Source organism: Streptococcus sp. Marseille-Q3604, assembly GCF_916619785.1.
GTDB lineage: Bacteria > Bacillota > Bacilli > Lactobacillales > Streptococcaceae > Streptococcus.
In genome coordinates this window covers 588,035-604,999 of record NZ_CAKAKM010000002.1, presented here as the reverse complement: position 1 = coordinate 604,999, position 16,965 = coordinate 588,035, and the positions used below count along the sequence as shown (strand labels likewise).

The 16,965-nt window shown below is 35.9% G+C and carries 22 protein-coding genes; 15 read left to right on the top strand and 7 right to left on the bottom strand.

The window, feature by feature from the left end; genetic code table 11:
- Nucleotides 1-8: 8 nt before the first annotated feature.
- The 3 genes from LG375_RS07400 to LG375_RS07390 form a co-directional block, all read right to left on the bottom strand.
- Nucleotides 9-335, bottom strand: coding sequence for a PTS beta-glucoside transporter subunit IIABC (locus tag LG375_RS07400; protein ID WP_225745567.1), 327 nt, complete (start codon nucleotides 333-335; stop codon nucleotides 9-11).
- 6 nt (nucleotides 336-341) lie between these two features.
- On the bottom strand, nucleotides 342-473 hold the full coding sequence (locus LG375_RS07395) for a PTS transporter subunit EIIB (RefSeq protein WP_155198421.1): 132 nt from the start codon (nucleotides 471-473) through the stop codon (nucleotides 342-344).
- A 65-nt stretch (nucleotides 474-538) separates the two neighbouring features.
- On the bottom strand, nucleotides 539-1,651 hold the full coding sequence (locus tag LG375_RS07390) for a vitamin B12 independent methionine synthase (RefSeq protein WP_013991307.1): 1,113 nt from the start codon (nucleotides 1,649-1,651) through the stop codon (nucleotides 539-541).
- Between the two features lie 230 nt (nucleotides 1,652-1,881).
- On the opposite strand from LG375_RS07390, the gene rpmF reads away from it, so the two are divergent.
- The 4 genes from rpmF (at nucleotide 1,882) to LG375_RS07370 (ending at nucleotide 3,762) form a co-directional block, all read left to right on the top strand.
- Complete coding sequence (gene rpmF / locus LG375_RS07385) at nucleotides 1,882-2,064, top strand: 50S ribosomal protein L32 (RefSeq protein ID WP_002892130.1); 183 nt, start codon at nucleotides 1,882-1,884, stop codon at nucleotides 2,062-2,064.
- A 15-nt stretch (nucleotides 2,065-2,079) separates the two neighbouring features.
- Nucleotides 2,080-2,229 carry a 50S ribosomal protein L33 gene (gene rpmG / locus LG375_RS07380; RefSeq protein WP_002262412.1) on the top strand — a complete coding sequence of 50 codons (150 nt, stop codon included), beginning with the start codon at nucleotides 2,080-2,082 and terminating at the stop codon, nucleotides 2,227-2,229.
- A gap of 298 nt (nucleotides 2,230-2,527) precedes the next feature.
- Nucleotides 2,528-2,929, top strand: a complete 402-nt coding sequence (locus LG375_RS07375) for a hypothetical protein (RefSeq protein WP_049528242.1) — start codon at nucleotides 2,528-2,530, stop codon at nucleotides 2,927-2,929.
- A 35-nt stretch (nucleotides 2,930-2,964) separates the two neighbouring features.
- Nucleotides 2,965-3,762, top strand: coding sequence for a hypothetical protein (locus LG375_RS07370; protein ID WP_049528245.1), 798 nt, complete (start codon nucleotides 2,965-2,967; stop codon nucleotides 3,760-3,762).
- Between the two features lie 246 nt (nucleotides 3,763-4,008).
- On the opposite strand, the gene LG375_RS07365 is transcribed toward LG375_RS07370, so the two are convergent.
- Together LG375_RS07365 and LG375_RS07360 are read right to left on the bottom strand one after the other, a co-directional pair.
- Nucleotides 4,009-4,251 carry a hypothetical protein gene (locus LG375_RS07365; protein WP_049528239.1) on the bottom strand — a complete coding sequence of 81 codons (243 nt, stop codon included), beginning with the start codon at nucleotides 4,249-4,251 and terminating at the stop codon, nucleotides 4,009-4,011.
- A 10-nt stretch (nucleotides 4,252-4,261) separates the two neighbouring features.
- Nucleotides 4,262-7,315 (bottom strand): SEC10/PgrA surface exclusion domain-containing protein, encoded by a 3,054-nt coding sequence (locus LG375_RS07360; protein WP_049528235.1) that lies wholly within the window; start codon nucleotides 7,313-7,315, stop codon nucleotides 4,262-4,264.
- 159 nt (nucleotides 7,316-7,474) lie between these two features.
- Here LG375_RS07360 and LG375_RS07355 point away from each other — a divergent pair, with 159 nt between their 5' ends.
- The gene (locus LG375_RS07355) at nucleotides 7,475-7,810 is read left to right on the top strand and encodes a helix-turn-helix domain-containing protein (RefSeq protein WP_049528233.1); all 336 of its coding nucleotides are present in this window, start codon (nucleotides 7,475-7,477) and stop codon (nucleotides 7,808-7,810) included.
- A gap of 33 nt (nucleotides 7,811-7,843) precedes the next feature.
- Here LG375_RS07355 and LG375_RS07350 read toward each other — a convergent pair whose 3' ends face one another.
- Nucleotides 7,844-8,596 carry a hypothetical protein gene (locus LG375_RS07350; RefSeq protein ID WP_049528231.1) on the bottom strand — a complete coding sequence of 251 codons (753 nt, stop codon included), beginning with the start codon at nucleotides 8,594-8,596 and terminating at the stop codon, nucleotides 7,844-7,846.
- Between the two features lie 261 nt (nucleotides 8,597-8,857).
- Here LG375_RS07350 and LG375_RS07345 point away from each other — a divergent pair, with 261 nt between their 5' ends.
- From LG375_RS07345 to LG375_RS07300, 10 genes are all read left to right on the top strand, one after another.
- Nucleotides 8,858-9,154 carry a hypothetical protein gene (locus LG375_RS07345; RefSeq protein ID WP_049528228.1) on the top strand — a complete coding sequence of 99 codons (297 nt, stop codon included), beginning with the start codon at nucleotides 8,858-8,860 and terminating at the stop codon, nucleotides 9,152-9,154.
- A gap of 42 nt (nucleotides 9,155-9,196) precedes the next feature.
- A complete protein-coding gene (locus tag LG375_RS07340; RefSeq protein WP_049528225.1) occupies nucleotides 9,197-9,667 on the top strand; it encodes a hypothetical protein in 471 nt (156 codons plus the stop codon).
- 12 nt (nucleotides 9,668-9,679) lie between these two features.
- Nucleotides 9,680-10,423, top strand: a complete 744-nt coding sequence (locus tag LG375_RS07335; RefSeq protein ID WP_070576110.1) for a type IV secretory system conjugative DNA transfer family protein — start codon at nucleotides 9,680-9,682, stop codon at nucleotides 10,421-10,423.
- A 322-nt stretch (nucleotides 10,424-10,745) separates the two neighbouring features.
- Entirely contained in the window at nucleotides 10,746-11,996 is a 1,251-nt protein-coding gene (locus LG375_RS07330) for a replication initiation factor domain-containing protein (protein WP_049528218.1), read from the top strand.
- Nucleotides 11,997-12,067: 71 nt separating this feature from the next.
- Nucleotides 12,068-12,328 (top strand): helix-turn-helix transcriptional regulator, encoded by a 261-nt coding sequence (locus tag LG375_RS07325; RefSeq protein ID WP_049528216.1) that lies wholly within the window; start codon nucleotides 12,068-12,070, stop codon nucleotides 12,326-12,328.
- A gap of 97 nt (nucleotides 12,329-12,425) precedes the next feature.
- On the top strand, nucleotides 12,426-13,691 hold the full coding sequence (locus LG375_RS07320) for a tyrosine-type recombinase/integrase (RefSeq protein ID WP_049528214.1): 1,266 nt from the start codon (nucleotides 12,426-12,428) through the stop codon (nucleotides 13,689-13,691).
- Between the two features lie 188 nt (nucleotides 13,692-13,879).
- Nucleotides 13,880-14,500, top strand: coding sequence for a hypothetical protein (locus tag LG375_RS07315; RefSeq protein ID WP_225745565.1), 621 nt, complete (start codon nucleotides 13,880-13,882; stop codon nucleotides 14,498-14,500).
- Nucleotides 14,501-14,532: 32 nt separating this feature from the next.
- The gene (locus tag LG375_RS07310) at nucleotides 14,533-14,811 is read left to right on the top strand and encodes a hypothetical protein (protein ID WP_225745564.1); all 279 of its coding nucleotides are present in this window, start codon (nucleotides 14,533-14,535) and stop codon (nucleotides 14,809-14,811) included.
- A gap of 1 nt (nucleotide 14,812) precedes the next feature.
- Nucleotides 14,813-15,604: a hypothetical protein gene (locus tag LG375_RS07305; RefSeq protein WP_225745563.1), complete on the top strand. Its 792-nt coding sequence runs from the start codon at nucleotides 14,813-14,815 to the stop codon at nucleotides 15,602-15,604.
- Complete coding sequence (locus LG375_RS07300; RefSeq protein WP_107372421.1) at nucleotides 15,579-16,079, top strand: hypothetical protein; 501 nt, start codon at nucleotides 15,579-15,581, stop codon at nucleotides 16,077-16,079. The genes LG375_RS07305 and LG375_RS07300 overlap by 26 nt, the downstream gene beginning before the upstream one ends.
- A 233-nt stretch (nucleotides 16,080-16,312) precedes the next feature.
- On the opposite strand, the gene LG375_RS07295 is transcribed toward LG375_RS07300, so the two are convergent.
- On the bottom strand, nucleotides 16,313-16,921 hold the full coding sequence (locus LG375_RS07295; protein WP_225745562.1) for an NUDIX hydrolase: 609 nt from the start codon (nucleotides 16,919-16,921) through the stop codon (nucleotides 16,313-16,315).
- Nucleotides 16,922-16,965 lie beyond the last annotated feature (44 nt).

Here is a 16,965-nt window from a genome sequence, read left to right as displayed (position 1 = left end):
TGGAGCACCTAAAAATACAGGTAAAAATAAAATTCAGCATCACCAATAAAATTAAGAACTTGATCGTTAACATCATCTACAGCTACTACCTTAAAAACAACCAAAAGAGACAAAACGGCTTTGATCATCCCTGCTGCTGTAATTACTGGTAAGATTGGTGTGAAAATCCCAGAAATAAAGCCTAAAAAGCTTTGAAGGGGAGTTCTATCATGTTTTTTTGATGATTCCTTAGATACTTCATCTAGGGCCAACAAACCTTCCAATGCACGGTATACATTTGGTACATCACTCCCAACAACAACTTGATACTGGCCACCACTCTTAGCCAAACTCACAATACCTTAGATAGTTTGAACAGCTTTATCATCCGCTAAGGTAAAACATAAACGTTTAGCACAGTTTACAAGATTCTGAACGTTTTCCTTTCCTCCTACAGCTTTTAAAATTTTCGGTCCTATTTCTTTATAATTCATGACACTTCCTTTCTATACTCATAAAAAGAGAGAACAAGCTGAGCCTGTCCTCTGCATTTTTTCTATTATGACCAAACTTTATCAGTAATTGTTTTAATCAATTGTAATTTATTCCACTCGTCTTGCTCAGTCAAGATATTGCCTTCTTCAGTTGATGCAAAACCACATTGAGTTGAGATACCAAGGTTCTTAAGTGGTACAAGCTCAGCCGCTTCATGGATACGAGCGATGACAGCATCTACATCTTCCAAAGCTGGATCCTTAGAAGTAATCACACCAAGCACCAATTCAACATGATCACGGTTATTCCAAATCGTTGGAAGTGGTGCGAAGCTACCTGAACGCGCATCATCGTATTCCAAGAAGAAGATATCATAATTCAATTTCCCAAGATATTTAGCTACTGAATCATAGCCACCTTCAAAAAGATAAGTTGATTTAAAGTTTCCACGACAAATATGAGTAGCCAAAGTCAAATCTTCTGGAAGACCTTCCAAGGCTTTATTGATAGTGTATACATCATCCTCAGCAATTTTTGCCAACTCAGCTGTTTTCTCAGGATTATTTTTTTCATTCTCAAACTGTTGAATCAAATAACCCCAAGTCGTATCATCCAACTGTACATAACGTGCACCCAAATCGTAGAAATGTTGGATGGTATCATGGTAAGCTTTTGCCAAATCATCAAGAAAATCTGTCCATGAATCATAGTAATCTGCATAAAGATCACTACGGTGGTCACGGTTAATGATGAGTGATGGACTTGGAATAGTTACTTTTGGAGTAATTCCTTCAGGAGTCACTGATTTAAGATATTCAAAGTCACGATAGAAAGGATGATTAGGATTTTCGGCAATTTTACCATTGATACGAACGTTGGTAGTACGTGTCTTAGCTCCATGGAATTTATATGAATCTTCTTGTTGGTAAGCTTCAAAACCAGTTAGGTTCCATAGGAAATCAAGGTGCCACCAAGAACGACCAAATTCACCATCAGAAACTACTTGAAGACCATTTTCTACCTCATGATGAACCAATTCCTTAACCAATTCATCTTGTACTTTCAACAATTCTTCTTGCGAAATCTCACCATTGGCAAATTTTTCACGTGCTTCTTTTAAAGCTTGTGGACGAAGGTAAGAACCAACATGATCAAAATGATAATGAACTTTACTCATAGTTATTTACTCCTTTTTATGCTTTCACTTAATGTAATAATAAGCCTATTCTAGCACTTGCTGTTATAGCTGTGAAATATGTATTTGTTATCTCATGATATAGTTTTTAACTATATCATTTCTTGGAAAGTTTTTTGTCAAGTAACTTTACTTTACAAAAAAGATATGTTATTCTGTTATAGTTGATTTAAAATCAAGAACATAAATATTAATTCGGAGGAAATAAAGAAATGGCAGTACCTGCACGTCACACTTCAAAAGCGAAGAAAAACAAACGTCGTACACACTACAAATTGACTGCTCCATCAGTACAATTTGACGAAACAACTGGAGATTACTCACGTTCACACCGTGTATCACTTAAAGGATACTACAAAGGACGTAAAATCGCTAAAGCTAACGCAACTAAATAATAGAAGGGAGATACCATGCGCGTAAATATTACACTTGAACACAAAGAATCTGGTGAACGCTTGTACCTTACTTCAAAAAACAAACGTAACACTCCAGACCGTCTTCAATTGAAAAAATACTCACCAAAATTGCGTAAACACGTAATCTTTACTGAAGTTAAATAAGGTTTCATTACATTTCAGTGCACGCTGAAAAAGCTTGATTTCATAGGGTTTTTGAAACATTGAATTTCACTATAAATCATTTGAAATCAGTTCTATGGCAACCTTTTTGGCAACCTTTTTTGAAAATATAAAAAGAAAGTCATCAATCGAAGAATAGAAAGTCCTAGATTTTTTCTAGGATTTTTTGGTAAGTGTCTAGAGTTTCGGGAAAAGTAAAATTAAATACTTTATGACTTAAGAGAACGAAAAATCGTTCTCTTTTTTCGTTGCCTAAAACTAAAGAAAGGACACAGCAGGGATGTCAGATAATCTAGAAATTATCATGGATATTGAGACTTTAGAAGTCTTTGAAGTGATTGATTTGGATAAAAAAGATAAGTCAGAAGACAAGAAAGAGAAAACTCCTAAGGAAAACAAAGCGACTCCTTATGATGACTTGGGACGGGTTTGGCTAGGAAATGGATATTATTACAAATCCTCTAGTCTTCTAGGGAAAGTTGTGAGAGATGGCATTATTCATGAGCTAAGCCTTCGAAATAAACACGGAACATATCCCTACTATGAACATTCCAGAGATGGAACATGGGGACATGTTAAGCAACTAACACAGGAAGAAGCGTTATGGCTAACATTTGACTTTGCTAAAGAGATGAAAGAAGAGCATGAGAAAATGGCACATAAAAATAGTAAAAAATTATGATGTTTAAAGCAGAAAAAAGTTATAAAATTATAGATATGAAAAACAAAAAAATTATTATACTTGTAAGTGTTATCTTAGTTGTTATTGTTCCTATCTTTATCAACCTTTCCTTTAAAGTGTATTTAGCTCCATTATTTACTGCTGAGTGGGGAGCAGGTGACTTACTTTCTTATTATGGTTCATTGTTAGGTGGTATTATTACCTTGGTTGGTGTTGTTATGACTCTGAATTATCAGACTAAACAATCAGAAGCGGATGACGCAATTAAATATAAACCAATCATAAAACTTGCTTCAGTAGAAAATGAATATTCCGATTTTATTGCAAATCGAGAATTAAGTGTTCGTTTCCCAGTATGGTATTTTAATGATGACTCTTTAAGAGTGCAAAAAGAAAAAACTTTTGAAGAACAAATGAAATGTATAACTTCTTTTCATGTACTTTTAAAAAATAAGGGAAGAGGCGAAGCAGTTGATGTCTCATTGGATAGTGTAAAAATCGAAGAAGTAAGCTGGGATGATGATAGCAAACTTTATATTGCTTCAAATATGCCATTGTCTATGGGAGATATTTTGGTTGATGAAAAAGCAGATGTCATCATCAATTTTCCTAATTATTTGTTTTTAAAAGATGAAAATACTAGTCAAAATCTTATTCGGATAGAATTAAAGCTATCTTATAATGATATGTTTCGAAGAAATAAAAAAGAGTTTGGCATGCTTCTAGATTTTCAAGTTCTTAGAGAGGCATCAGCGCCAGCTCCATGTCCGTACAAGGATGGATTTTCATATTATTTTGTAAGAATTGGTTTTGTGAGTGCATTGCATTTGTAAAATAAAAAAGGACAATTAAGTATACCTTATTGTCCTCTTTCCTTTTTCTTGCAAATGCTAACATAGTTTGCACCACTTCAAATGCGGTCAACCTAGGCCACCTCCTTTCTGTCAGATTTTGATGAATTGCCCATAGGCATCAACTCACTTTCAGAAACAGTAGCCACCGTCTTCACTTTTCTACATTGGACATTATAACATATTGCAAAAACTCTTCCTACACTTTAATGTAAGAAGAGTTTCTTTTTAGTTGTTTCTATTTTTTAAGTATTGTATTAAATACTTAATTAAATGGTAACCTAAAATAGATACTACTATAATTCCTATTATCCAGATTACAACTGTCATTAGTCCACCTAAGAAAGAGATAAGGCCAGTAATAATAGCATCTCTATTAAAATAAATAATCGTTAAAGGTATCAGCGCAAGTACGCACCCACAACCTGCACATCCTGGTTCATCACTGACTTCCTGAATTAATATCGCCACGAGTTATCTCCTAATTCTTCCTTTTACGTTTCCCTACGTATCTTACCCCTAGTCCAGCTATCATGCTTGCACCAAGTAATCCAAGTAACGATTCTTGTGATCCAGTATTTGGTAACGAATTTGCACGTTCAACACGTGAATAAGTGGTTTTACCGTCAACTTGTGTCACTCCTGCCTGCTTCACAACACCAGTAGCCAATACCCCCTTTTCTGCAGTTGGAACAACTACCTTAGATACAGTCCCATCGTTGTTAAGAGTGTATTGAGTACCCTCGATAGAGATAGAGCCATCAGCGTTCTTAACTGCTTTCGTACCATCAACGATATCTACAACATTACCATCAGCGTCAACTACCTGTACTACAACACCACCTTGTGCAACGATTGCATCCGCCTTATCTTTAAGAGCCTGCAAACGTGCAACTTCAGCTTCAGCCTTATCTTGTTCAGCTTTCACAGTTGCCAAACGGAGGTATTCTACGTTCTTAGCGTTTGAGTCTTTCTTAAGAGTTTCATAACGCTCTTTAGCAGTATTAAGTTCATCAGCGAGTTTGACAGACTTAGCTTTAGCGTCAGCAAGCTTAGAGTTCAAATCAGCCAATACTTTTTCTTTGTTAGCCAATTTATCTGCAAGGTCTGATGCTTTAACACTAGCAGTAATGAATTTTGTTTTAGCAACGTCTTGTTTAGTACGAGCGTCTGTAAGAGCTGTTTGAGCAACTGCTACAGCTTTAGCAAGAATTTCAAGAGTTTCTTTTTCTTTAGCGAGTACCCCTTTGGCTGTTTCGCTAGATTTCGTAGCTTCAGCAAGTTCAGTCTTAGCTACTTCCAAAGCCTTAGACTTGTCTGCTGCACTAGCCTTAGCCAAAGCAAGAGTCTCCTTAGCAGTTTGAAGAGAGGCTTGATCTGATTCAAGTTGAGTTTGAGCTTCAGCCAAGGCTTTTTCAAGAGCTGGAATATCTACAGTACCCCCTACCAAATCAGCCAAACGTTTCTGAGCACTAGCAAGAGCTTCCTTAGCAGTGTTATAAGCAGTCTCTGCAGTAGCTACCTTAGATTTAGCGTCTTGGTTAGCTTTTACTGCTGCATTATAGTTTGTTTGAGCCTTAGCAACTGCTGCATCATCTACAATAGTACGTTCTACGTCTTTATAGACTGGAGTTACAGTTTCTTTAGGGTTTTCAAGTGTTTGGTAAGGATTGTTGATAGCTTTACCATAAGAATTACCTAGTACAGTGTAAGTGCTTGGTGCACGGTCAATCATACCATTGTAAGTGTTTGTGAATCCAAAATCAATACCTGCTGTTGTAGAAGTACCCTTAAGACCAAGAACTTCCAAAGCTAGATCAAAGTTGTCAGAGCGTTTGCCATCAACACCACCGTAAGCTTCACCAAGATACCCCATACCTGAAGTACCATAGAGTTGGTTACCCAAGTTAGCAAAGATCTTAGCTTTCAAGTCGAACATAGTCTGTTTACGTCCGTCATTGTTTGTATAGCTGACATTATTAGCAGGTTTTTGACCAATAACAGTTGTATCTTCAGAGTCGATACCCTTAACTGTATCTTGCAAGCTTACACCAGTGTACTTCAAAGGATTCTTAGGGTCTGACATAGAATTCCAAAAACCATTAGCTTCAAGTTGAGCTCCATCCATGCCTTTGTAAGCTGGGAACAACTTGTCAAAGATAGATGTTACTGTCTTCTTAGCTTCAGCGACACTTTGATCGGTTACAGTTACCAAGTTAGTACCCACTTTGAAACGAAGGTCGTTAAGCAAAGCAGTGTAGAACAATGCCAAGTCAGTCAACTGGCTGTCAGACAAATTGTTAACATCCAACTTAGTTGCTGAATCTGTGTTAGCAAAGTTGAAATCCATGTTTTTAACCCATGAATTATATGCAGATGAAGTAGGAGCTGACACGATAGCTAGGTTGTTACCATTTTCGTCACCCTTCTTGATTGCATCCTTAACGGCTTGGACAGACCCTGTACCTTTAGCAAGGGCTTTGATTGCATCCAAATAAGCTTGGCTTGTAACGATACCATTAGTTTCTGTAAAGTTTGAATAAGCAACACCTTTGTTCAAATATACCCCATCGGCTGTTACAGTTGTAACTTCACCTGCTTTAACAGTTTCTGTTACAACTTTACCTTTCTTAGCTTCGTCAAGAGCAGATTTAGTTGAATTTTCAGCTGTTTGAGTACCTTCTTGGTTGCCTTTAGCAGTATCATACGCTTTAGAAGAGCTTTCAACAGTACCCTCAGCAGTAGTTACAACAGATTTTTGATCCTTGATTGCTTGGTCTTTGTTACTTACAGACAACTTAGCTGCCTCAAGAGAGTCCTTAGCAGATTTTACATTAGTAGTATCTTCTGCGACTTTTGCAGTCAAATCTTTAACGTCTTGATCCAATTTAGCAGTATCTGTTGTAGCTGAAAGAGCTTCTACTTTCTTCTCAGCATCTGCAACTGCACTTGCAGTCTTTTCAACATTTGACTCAGCTTTGGCAACTACACCTTTTTGAGTTGCTTCTTTGCTAGTAGCATCAGTAAGACTATTCTCAGCACTTGCCGTAGCTTTCGTAGCCTGATCTAGAGTTTCCTTAGCTTTAGCCTGATCTGATTTAGCTTCGGCAACTACCTCAGGAGTAATCTTTTCAACTTCTGTGATTTGATTACCCAAATCAGATACAGTGTTGTTGTTTTCTGTTACCGCTGTTTCAGCACTAGCAACAACATCAGCTTGAGCGTTCAATGCTTGATTAGCTTGGTTTGCTACGACTTTAGCGTTAGCAACTTGATCTGCGGTTACTGTTGGAGCAACAGGTGTTTCTGCTACCGTTTCAGCCTTAACTTCTGTAGGCTGTGCTACCGGTGTTGTTTCAGCTGCAGTATCTTTTGCAACTACTTCAACATTACTTACAGTAGCATCAGTTGAGGTTGTTTCATCTGCGTTTACAACAGATACCCCACCTAGTACTGATAGAGTCAATACAGATACAACTGCACCCGTACGCAACTTCTTAATTGTTCCATGACCTTTAACTTCGTTCTTAAACATAAACGTTCTCCTTATTTAGTTAACTGTCTTAAAAGACTGTTTCAATATGATTGTATCATAAAAAACAGACTTTTGTGATATGTTTTAAAAATAAATTCAGTCTTTTGTAGGTGGTAACTCTCACAGAAAAATCTGTATGATAGTTAGTGAGGTGACACCATGACTAACAATAACAGCTTAAAAGAATTTGTAGCTAAGCAAATCAGACACCTAAGACTGGAAAAAGGATTCACACAGGAGTATCTAGCAGAAAAAGCTGAGCTTGGTTTTAATTATATTTACCGTTTAGAAAGCAAACAGCTAAACGTCAAGGTAGACACTATAGAGAAGATTATGCAGGCATTAGATGTTGATGTTAACACCTTTTTTAACGTAGAAATGCAACAACGAGAGACAGAATTTAACCAACTTATCGAAGACATCGAACATCTTCCCAAAGAAAAAAGAGAGCCCATAATAAAAGCTCTCAGAAGTATCATAAAACAAGTAGAGTAAGCCAAGTCATTTCGACTTGGCTTTTTGTGTGTATTATTCTAGATAGTTGTCAAATCCATTTCGTGTTTGAACTGACTTTATGTATTGTTCTAAATTATCCCAATCCTCATATTCATCAACCATTTTAAAGAAATCCAATCGTTCAGCTACGTTGCCAAAAACTCTAAGATTATCTTCTGTCTCAAAAATCTTCTCAACTAGTGGGAGATAGTCTAAAGACTTCGATATAGTGTCAAACTTAGAAAAGATTTGATACAGGTCATCTCTTTCAGAAATATAGTTGTAAAAGAAACTATTCCAGACACTCCAAGAATAATCTGAAACTTGTGTTCCTTTACTTGGTTTATTTAGTCTATTTAAACTACTTTGAATAGATTTTTCCATTGATTCATAAAATAGTTCCCTCGATAACACTCTCATGTCAAGCTTATCTAGCTTATTAGACAAGATTTCATCGACTTCTTTTATAGTCGCTTCATTTCCCTCTTCAATTTCTTTAGTAATTTGTTCAGCCAGATTTTCCAACAGTGTATTAGCTTCATTTGAAGTTTCAGAATCAAATGATGGAAAAATACTTAAGTAATTTGCCCTTGATACATATTTTCCAGATAACAAATTTTCTACTGTTTTATCAGATACATGAAAATATCGAACAATATAAAGTATTTTAGCATTATAGTCGCCACTAATATTTTCTTTTTCCTTAAAAGCTTGAAAATCTTCTAATCGGTGCATTAGGTTTAAAGTAACAGTTACTAACATACGTTCTTCCATTTTTGTTTTCATAAAAATATCTCCTAGTCAAATATATGGCTTCATCTTAACATACAAAGTCAAAATAATTCAATAGATGTTACACAGCTTAGGGTAAAACGCTTTCATTTTCTTTTAAAATAAGTTAGTCCCTTTCATTTAGTTATTATAGCAAGATGTATTAGTCAAAGGCATAAGTTAGGTAACAAAATATCGTCTAATTTTCTACAATAATATTGTGAGATAGCTATCACACATTATTATTTACCCAAACGGGTTAGAAAGAGGTGGCTTATGGAGGCTACACAAACTACAATTCAGGGGCGTCTAATCGGTGCATCAGAAGTAAAGGATTTTACTTCTGGTCTCAACACTGGACAAACCCAACTAACTATTGGAGCACGTACCCCAGAGGGACGCTTTAGTCAAACCAATATCAAAGTTGATACAGTTAATGTATCGGACTTTACATCTTTATTTGATGAGAAAGTAGAAATTGTTCTTGAGAATGTTTCTATCAACGCCTATACCAATGGAAATCGTGCTGCGCTTTCAGTAAAAGCTAAGTCTGCTTTTATTGAACTGGTTTAAGAAATGGGGAAAATTTTCCCCTTTCTTTAGAAAGGAACTTTTATGAGTATTATTTCTTTGTTAATTATCTTATTTGCTGGATTTCTCTATCTGATGCTAAAGATTAGCGACATTCAGGAGAAGCAAAAACAAGCCACAATCCTGCGGTTAAACCTGCCTGTAATCATAGAAGACCTTGAACAAGTAATTGAGATGACAAGTAGTGTATCAAAAAATAAATTACTTTTTGACAGCCGTTATGTCAAGTATTTAACTAGCTCACCAAATCAAGACAGTCATCTAGTACGCTTCCCTATTATGATCGGGAAGAAACTTGAAGCCGAGGATATGAATTATCTTAGTCAGGTTTTTTTAGCACAGTTTAGTAAATACTTAGCAGAGTCTGCTACCTATGGAACTTGGTCAGATAAAGGGCAAATGCTAATTGTAAGCCCTCAATTCGGAAAACGATTACGGTATAACAATCAGTATTACTTGAATTTAGAAATCTACTTTTCTTATAACTCAAATTAGAGGGACTAACAGATGAAATGTTTTCTTGATAAAAATCTAGCTGATTATGGGAACCATTTCTTCTGGGATATACCTGTTGAGCGTGTACCCCACGCTCTTTTGGTAGGTTCCAGTGGGTCAGGTAAGACTTTTGCGACTAAAATATTATTGGCTCGCTTTGCTCACACCTACCCAAGAGCCACGTTCCTAATCGGCGACTACAAGGCTGACTCGGATTTTGCCTTTTTAGACGGATGTAAAGGTTTTAAGCGTTTTGAAGAAGTCTCTGAGCTCCTTACTTTAGCATTATCAATTCTTGAAAACCGACAAAAGGGGATTGATAAGTCCAGAGAATTTGTCGTGATTTGCTTTGATGAGTTCAATGCGTGGCAAAATAGCCTCGATAAAAAAGAACGTGAACAAGCCATTAAAGACTATACTCGCCTTATCCAACTAGGACGCTCCTTTTTGATTTACGTCATTATTTCCCAACAAGATGCCCATAAAGCAAGTTTGGGATTATCTCGTGATTCCATAGGTACAGTTATCGCACTAGGCAAATTATCTAAAGAGACAGTTGCCATGCTCTTCTCTGATGAAAAAGATTATGTTCTGCGAAACAACTCCAGAGGTGTCGGTTACATGAAGATTGACGGTCAAGAAAGTCGCCATATACTTGTGCCAAGTTACAACATGCCCCCCTTAGAAAAACTAATTCGGGAAGCCGTTGAACGTTCAGACCGCTATTTTCTTGACGAAGAGGCTGTTGCCCCGTAGCCCTCAAAGCGGAGGAACAGGCTTACAGCCTCGCCAGCTTTAGCTGGCTGTTATACGGGGGACATGTAATAACCCCCGTTCCATTGTCACCTAAATTCTTTGCTTTAGAAATCCCACTTTAGGGAAAGAACTTCTCTCTACTTTAAAAAGCTCTCAAATCAAGTCTTTTCGTACTTGATAAAACTTAGGGTGCTTATTCCTTGAAATAGTGGAATAATTAAAATATAGGAATTTCGCTATTCAGTATAACAAAAGTTAGCTAAAACAAAAACTGATCGCCCAGTTAACTATCACACTTTAGACGGATAGAAAGAGGTAAATTATGATTTATCAAAATGCCATTGAAAAATATCTTCAAAAAGACAATGACCATAATCCAGTTATTATGACTAGTGTTGATGAAGTAACGTTTGTTATTAAACCTACAGAAGACACTGTAGGAGAGTACCCAGATAATTGGCAGCAGATAGCTTTATCACTTGCTGAGACAATAGCAGAAAAATTATCTTTACCAGCTCTTTTTGGAGAATATGCTCCCTTAAAAACGCCACCAGCAGGCTATACAGACGGCTTTACCTTTCAGCATCTCCCCTATTATTTTGCGATTGCATGGCATCAAACTAATTTTATTATGGGTATCATCTTAAAATTTTCAGCATCAGCTTTATCTCACTATAAAGCCACCTATCAAGACTATTATAGTGAACTGATTGACGTCCACAATATAGCACAACTGCTGTATGTTGACTACTATGATCTGCGTCTATCACGTATCGACCTTGCTGTTGATTACTTTAATTATCCAATGTCAGTAAATAGTCTTTATCAAGGACTAAAAGACAAGCAATATATCATTACCAATCACAAAGGACGTAAAAATGTTTCCAATGTCAGCGCTCAAGAAGTAAACGGCGAGGCTCAGACCGTCTACGTAGGAAGTAAGAAAAAGAATGTAAGTGCTCTTTTGCGTATCTATAACAAGTATCAGGAACAATTAGATAATCAAGGTCGCTATATGCACTTAACTAAGTATTGCAATTCTTGGATCCGTATGGAAGCTTCTTACAAAGGAACTTATAGCAATCAAATACTAGCCTTACTTCTTGATATTGATAGCCCTCAAGATTTGAGCAAGCTCATTGTTAATAAAATGATTGACAAGTATTGTTTTCATGACACCAAGACTGGTCAGTCTTTACCATTCACTAGTGACTTGCTTAAAGGATTCGGGAGCTTTCCAGAACTTGAATCTTTGAACTCTCGAAACAACGACCTACTCGCAACGATTTCATATTTGATGAAAGGTAGCGGTTTCTACCCTCTTTTGAAGAAAATTGAAGAAGTCTGGGGAACACAAGCCCGTAATCACTTTATCATTAGACTAATTCAAGAGTATGAGACCAACTACACTCCCAACCCAGATGTAAGGATATGGTTAAATAAATTTGGTAGGAAACTTGAGAAACTTAATTATGAAGATTTTTTTGAAGATGCCTTCCAAATCTTTTACCAAAAAAACAACATCACTCCTAAAGATTCCGCCAAGAAGCAAAAGAGTGATGTTGCAGATTAGAAGAGATAGGCAGTAGCTTACCCCTATTGCCATTATCTCATATTCCATGCAGTAAAGAAAGTGAGACTAGTATGTCCAAAAATTATTTTGAATTAAAGCAAATTGAACACATGCTTCATAGCATCATTGAATTACTGAAGCACTTAAATAACGAAAAAAGTAAGTCAGGTATCTATACGCAAAAAGAACTTCTTTCCCTACTGAGCATTTCTCCCAATACTCTTAAATCGTGGGAAAACAAGGGTCTAAAGCGACTAGAACCACCCATTGAGGGTACTAGAACAGTATATTACAGTATCAGTGATGTCATCGAATTTCTAAGCTGTGACTAGAAGCGAAATATGCTAAAATAAGAGTATCAAAAAAGAAAGTGAGCGATACAATCTATTTTAGCTTTTTTCATTCTTCGATTGATTGAAGAGAGCAACCATGAATACAGAAAAAATTATCCATAAAGGGAAAAGTGTTTTAAAGAGAATAAAGAACAATGGCGAAATTAGTTATTCAGCTAAAAGTATCTACTTAGGACTTGATTCTAAAACTGGAAAACCAGTCAAAACAACTATTACCGCTAAAACCTTACGTTCTTTAGACCGTAAAATTATTCAAGCTAAAATTGACTTTGAAGAAAATGACTCAACAAGGAAAGAAACTTTCAATGTTGCTACCTTCTCAGACTTAGCAGAACTTTGGTTTTCAAATTATGAGACATGGGTTAGTTCAGATAATACACTGAACCGAGTTAGAAACTATCTTGACACCTATATACTACCACGATTCGGAAAGTATCAACCTGAAAAAATTACCTCGTCAGATATACAGACTTGGATCAACCAATTAGCAAAAAAATCTAAAGAATCTGTGGATGCAGGTATAAAGAGAGCTGAAAAGGGTTCAGCTAAAGATTTTGGAGCTATTGCCCATAAATTAAGTGATATTTTTGATTTTGGAATAACACATTTTGAACTCAAATTTAACCCCGCTCAGTCTATCAAAATCCCGCCAAAGCCCAAAAGCAACCAAAAACGTATTATGGTCCTTCATGATGAGGATTTATCTACTTGGTTAAGCATCGTTGATAGTCTGACTAATACTAGGGCTAATCGCCGATTTAAAGTTATTTGCGATAGTTTACTTGCTTCAGGTATGAGAATCAATGAACTATTAGCATTGACTATCTATGACCTTGATTTTGATAATTCCGAAATACTAGTTAGTAAAACACTTGTTTGGAAAAATGCAAAACCAAAATTAGGTTTGAAAGGCGAAGTCGTTTGTAAAAACACACCAAAATCTGATTCAGCTAACAGACGAATAGCTGTTCCGTACCAAATCATTGAAGAGCTTCAAAATTTCCACGATGAAATGAATCTCTATTTCAAGAAAAATAATCTTCCAAAAAGTAAGTTAATCTTTCCTACTATTTATGGTAACTATATGTGCGACAGAAACGAACGTGCAACACTCAAAAAGCGATTGCGTGAAGCTAGTCTGCCAGATTATGGTTTTCACTTATTCCGCCACACTCACGCATCCATGATGTTGAATGCTGGAATGAATTGGAAAGAATTACAAGTTCGGATGGGACACAAATCAATCAAGACTACAATGGACATTTATGCTGAACTTGCTCCCAAGAATCAAACACAGGCGGTCGATATCTATTTAAACAAAATAGCTGAGCTGACCTCTTAAATCTGTGGCAACCTTTTTGGCAACCTTTGATAGTTTTATCAAAATCAACAACCCTTAAACGTTGATTTAATAAGGTTTCTAGCAACTAAAATAGATTTTAAGTATTCCTTACTGAGGTAAAATAATTGAATTAAAAACCATGAAAATAAGATTTTCATGGTTTTTCTATTACTCAAAGAGGATCTCCTATGACAAAAATAGAAACATTTAGATGGCGTATGTGGCATGTTTATCTCCTTATTTTTATCACTATTCTACTTACAGGTACATTCGTTCGCTATGGTTATAGAATTCAGGCCGCCTATTCCTTAGACGATAGACTTTACGACTATACTAACAAAAAAGTTACTGTAACATCCTTTCAAAACGTCAAAATTGGAAACTTTAACGTTTTAGGTGTTAAGTTTGGAAATGAAAAAGCACTGGAGAGAAGTCAATTAGCCGTCGGTCGAACCTATCTAGCCTTCCAAGAATCAAGGTATAAACTATCAAAACACAGGAAGGACTCTAAAAATTATGATATTATTCACTTTTATCAGCTTGGTAAAGATACTGGAAAAGGACACACTATTAATGTACTAGACCTTGCTAAGAAACTAGGATATGATAATCCCGGTTCCATGGATAATACCATGTACTCAGATGGTAAGGATGAGTTTGTGAAATTTTCATCCTATGATAACGAAAGAGTATTCTATGTCAATTACGCACCCATAAGGCAACTAAAACCAAACCAGAAAGAGTCAGTCAATACTACGGATTTGCTAAACCTTACCGCTATCTCCTTTCAAAGGATAATTTTTCTGTAGGTCATAAAGATGATCCCCTCACTATCAACTCCATGCCCCTTATCTGGACCAAAGAAAGAAATTTTTCTGATTACAAAGATCAAGATGACAACAAATACAGTGACCAATCGCTCAAAAAAAGATTTAGCTTAATCATCGTAACAACTGACTCACTTAATCTGGATGATGCTGTTAAACTGCAAAAAGAGTTAACACCAGATAAGGAGGATATCTATTGGTATTTTACAAGCACTAATACAACTACTGGACGCCTCGAGGAAATTAAAAGTCAAAAAGATTACAACCTACTAGTTAAGGAGAGTCAGAACTAAGATGGTAAAAAATAGCTTCAAATACCTTAAAATCACTATGCCCTTGAGTTTATTATTGACCATGATTGCTATCTTTTTCTATTACAATGCTCAAGAAAATATTAAAGGTTTTTATAAAACTCGTGGATTTCAAGGGAAGGTACAAATAACTGGCATCGGTTGGGCAGATAAAATTACTTATCGTATGAATGAAGAAGATGAGGTTAAACATTACCTGATTTTCCATATTGATTATCAAGAGACTATTAATAACAAAACAGCACATGTAAAGACTCAACTGCCTCTCCATATTCAAGATTTACTCTATCCTTACATTGCCAGCCCAACAGAAAGCGACTCAGATTTTAATCGCCAAAATAGTGAATATAAGATTTTACCTGATGAAAGGGAATATTGGGACGATTTTGTTAAAAAGTCTATTAAAATCAACCCTAGAAATCAGAAATTCATCAATGATATCTCTGAAGCTCTAGGCACCGAGAAAGATTTTAAAAATATTATTGTTCAAATAGAACCTGTACCATACACGACGCTCTATACTTATGAAAGGGGACATTCTAAAGCACTAGGCGGCTATTATGATTTTTCACTTAAAGATGCTCTACAAAGCAAAAAACTTACTGTTCAATTGAGTTTTCCTTCTGGTTCCACTACTAAAGAAATTGACTTACATTCTCAATTAGAACAGGTACTAAAAAAATCAGAATTACCAGATGGATGGTATATCTTAAATCAAAATAACTACTTTCCAAAAGAGGTACATATTGATGGCAATCAAATTAAAATTAACTAAAGAAAGCACTCAGAGAGAATTATCTGAGGAAGAATGGGCTTTCCCTATTTGGAGATGGGCGGCTTTCTCACTATTTGATACCCTAATCCTAGTTAGTCCCTTGACAAGAGAATTGATTTATCCGGGGGGGAGTGATTCTCGTTTTTACCTAGGTAAATCATTGGGTAACTTGATGCTAGATGATACACAACGCTTCATCTTTATTATTATCATTCTAACTCTATTGCTACCTGCTTTTGCCTTAATCATAGAAAGCCTATTATTTTCAAAAGGATATCCTCTACTTTCAATAATATGTAGCTGTCTAATTTTTGTTAGTGCAACAGTCCTATTTGTCTATAGTCTCAGTATTGTCCCAGATTTTTGGAGCTTTACTATTTATAGTTATATGCTTTACCTTCTCTTCAACATAGGTAACTCCCTAAGAAAGATCAATAGAATCATCAATCTTAGGCAGAATAACACCAAAGCATAACTGCCTGTATCCACCTCCCCTTCTTTTTAGCATAGAAATGACACAAACGAAACAAAAAGTCATTGTGCACTCTGAATTTGACCACCTAGCTAAAAGCTTCGATACTAATTTTGAAAATCATTTTAGGAATACTCTAGTCTCCTATTTCAGAAATGAATTTCACTCCTTTGGTAGCAAATAAACAATTTAAGTAATAGTAAAAAGATCAACATATTACCGTTGATCTTTTATTTTTACTCTAAGCCTTTTAAAATATCTGTAAATCTATGTGTAAACATAGCTGTCATCCCCCATATATTCTCTGTCAAGTTTCTGTAAAAAGGAATATGACGTTCACTATACCCAAAATTGTATTTTTCTCTATTTTTTACCAGGAAAAATGGGAAATCTTTCGCATCACTCAAGGTAGAAGTAACTTTATAATAAATCGGTTCCTCTGTCAACAAAGTGTCAATACAAACTGTAAACAACCGTTTCACCTCTTCATTTGGATGAATATCCTCCCAATTTTCTATATTTATATTTCCAACAAAGCAATGGATGGTTCTCCCCTGATGAATCAGGTAATCAAGCTCTCCCCAAATGTCAATTTGATCAGGAACTAGGTTTAATTCTTCACAAGTTTCTCGTATAGCAGCTTCCTGAAAAGTCTCACCATTTTCGACACGCCCACCAGGAAAAGAGACCTCACCTGGTTGAGAAATATACTCACTTCGTACTTGGTAAAGAATGTGATACTTATCAGTTTTTACATCATATATCAGGGGTAAAAGCACCGCATAGCGTCTTTTCTCCCCTAGTGGCTTCGGCTCGTAACGAGCTAGTTTATCTTTAATAGTCATAAGAACTCCTTGACTTCATATTATCATAAAAAAGAAGATATCCC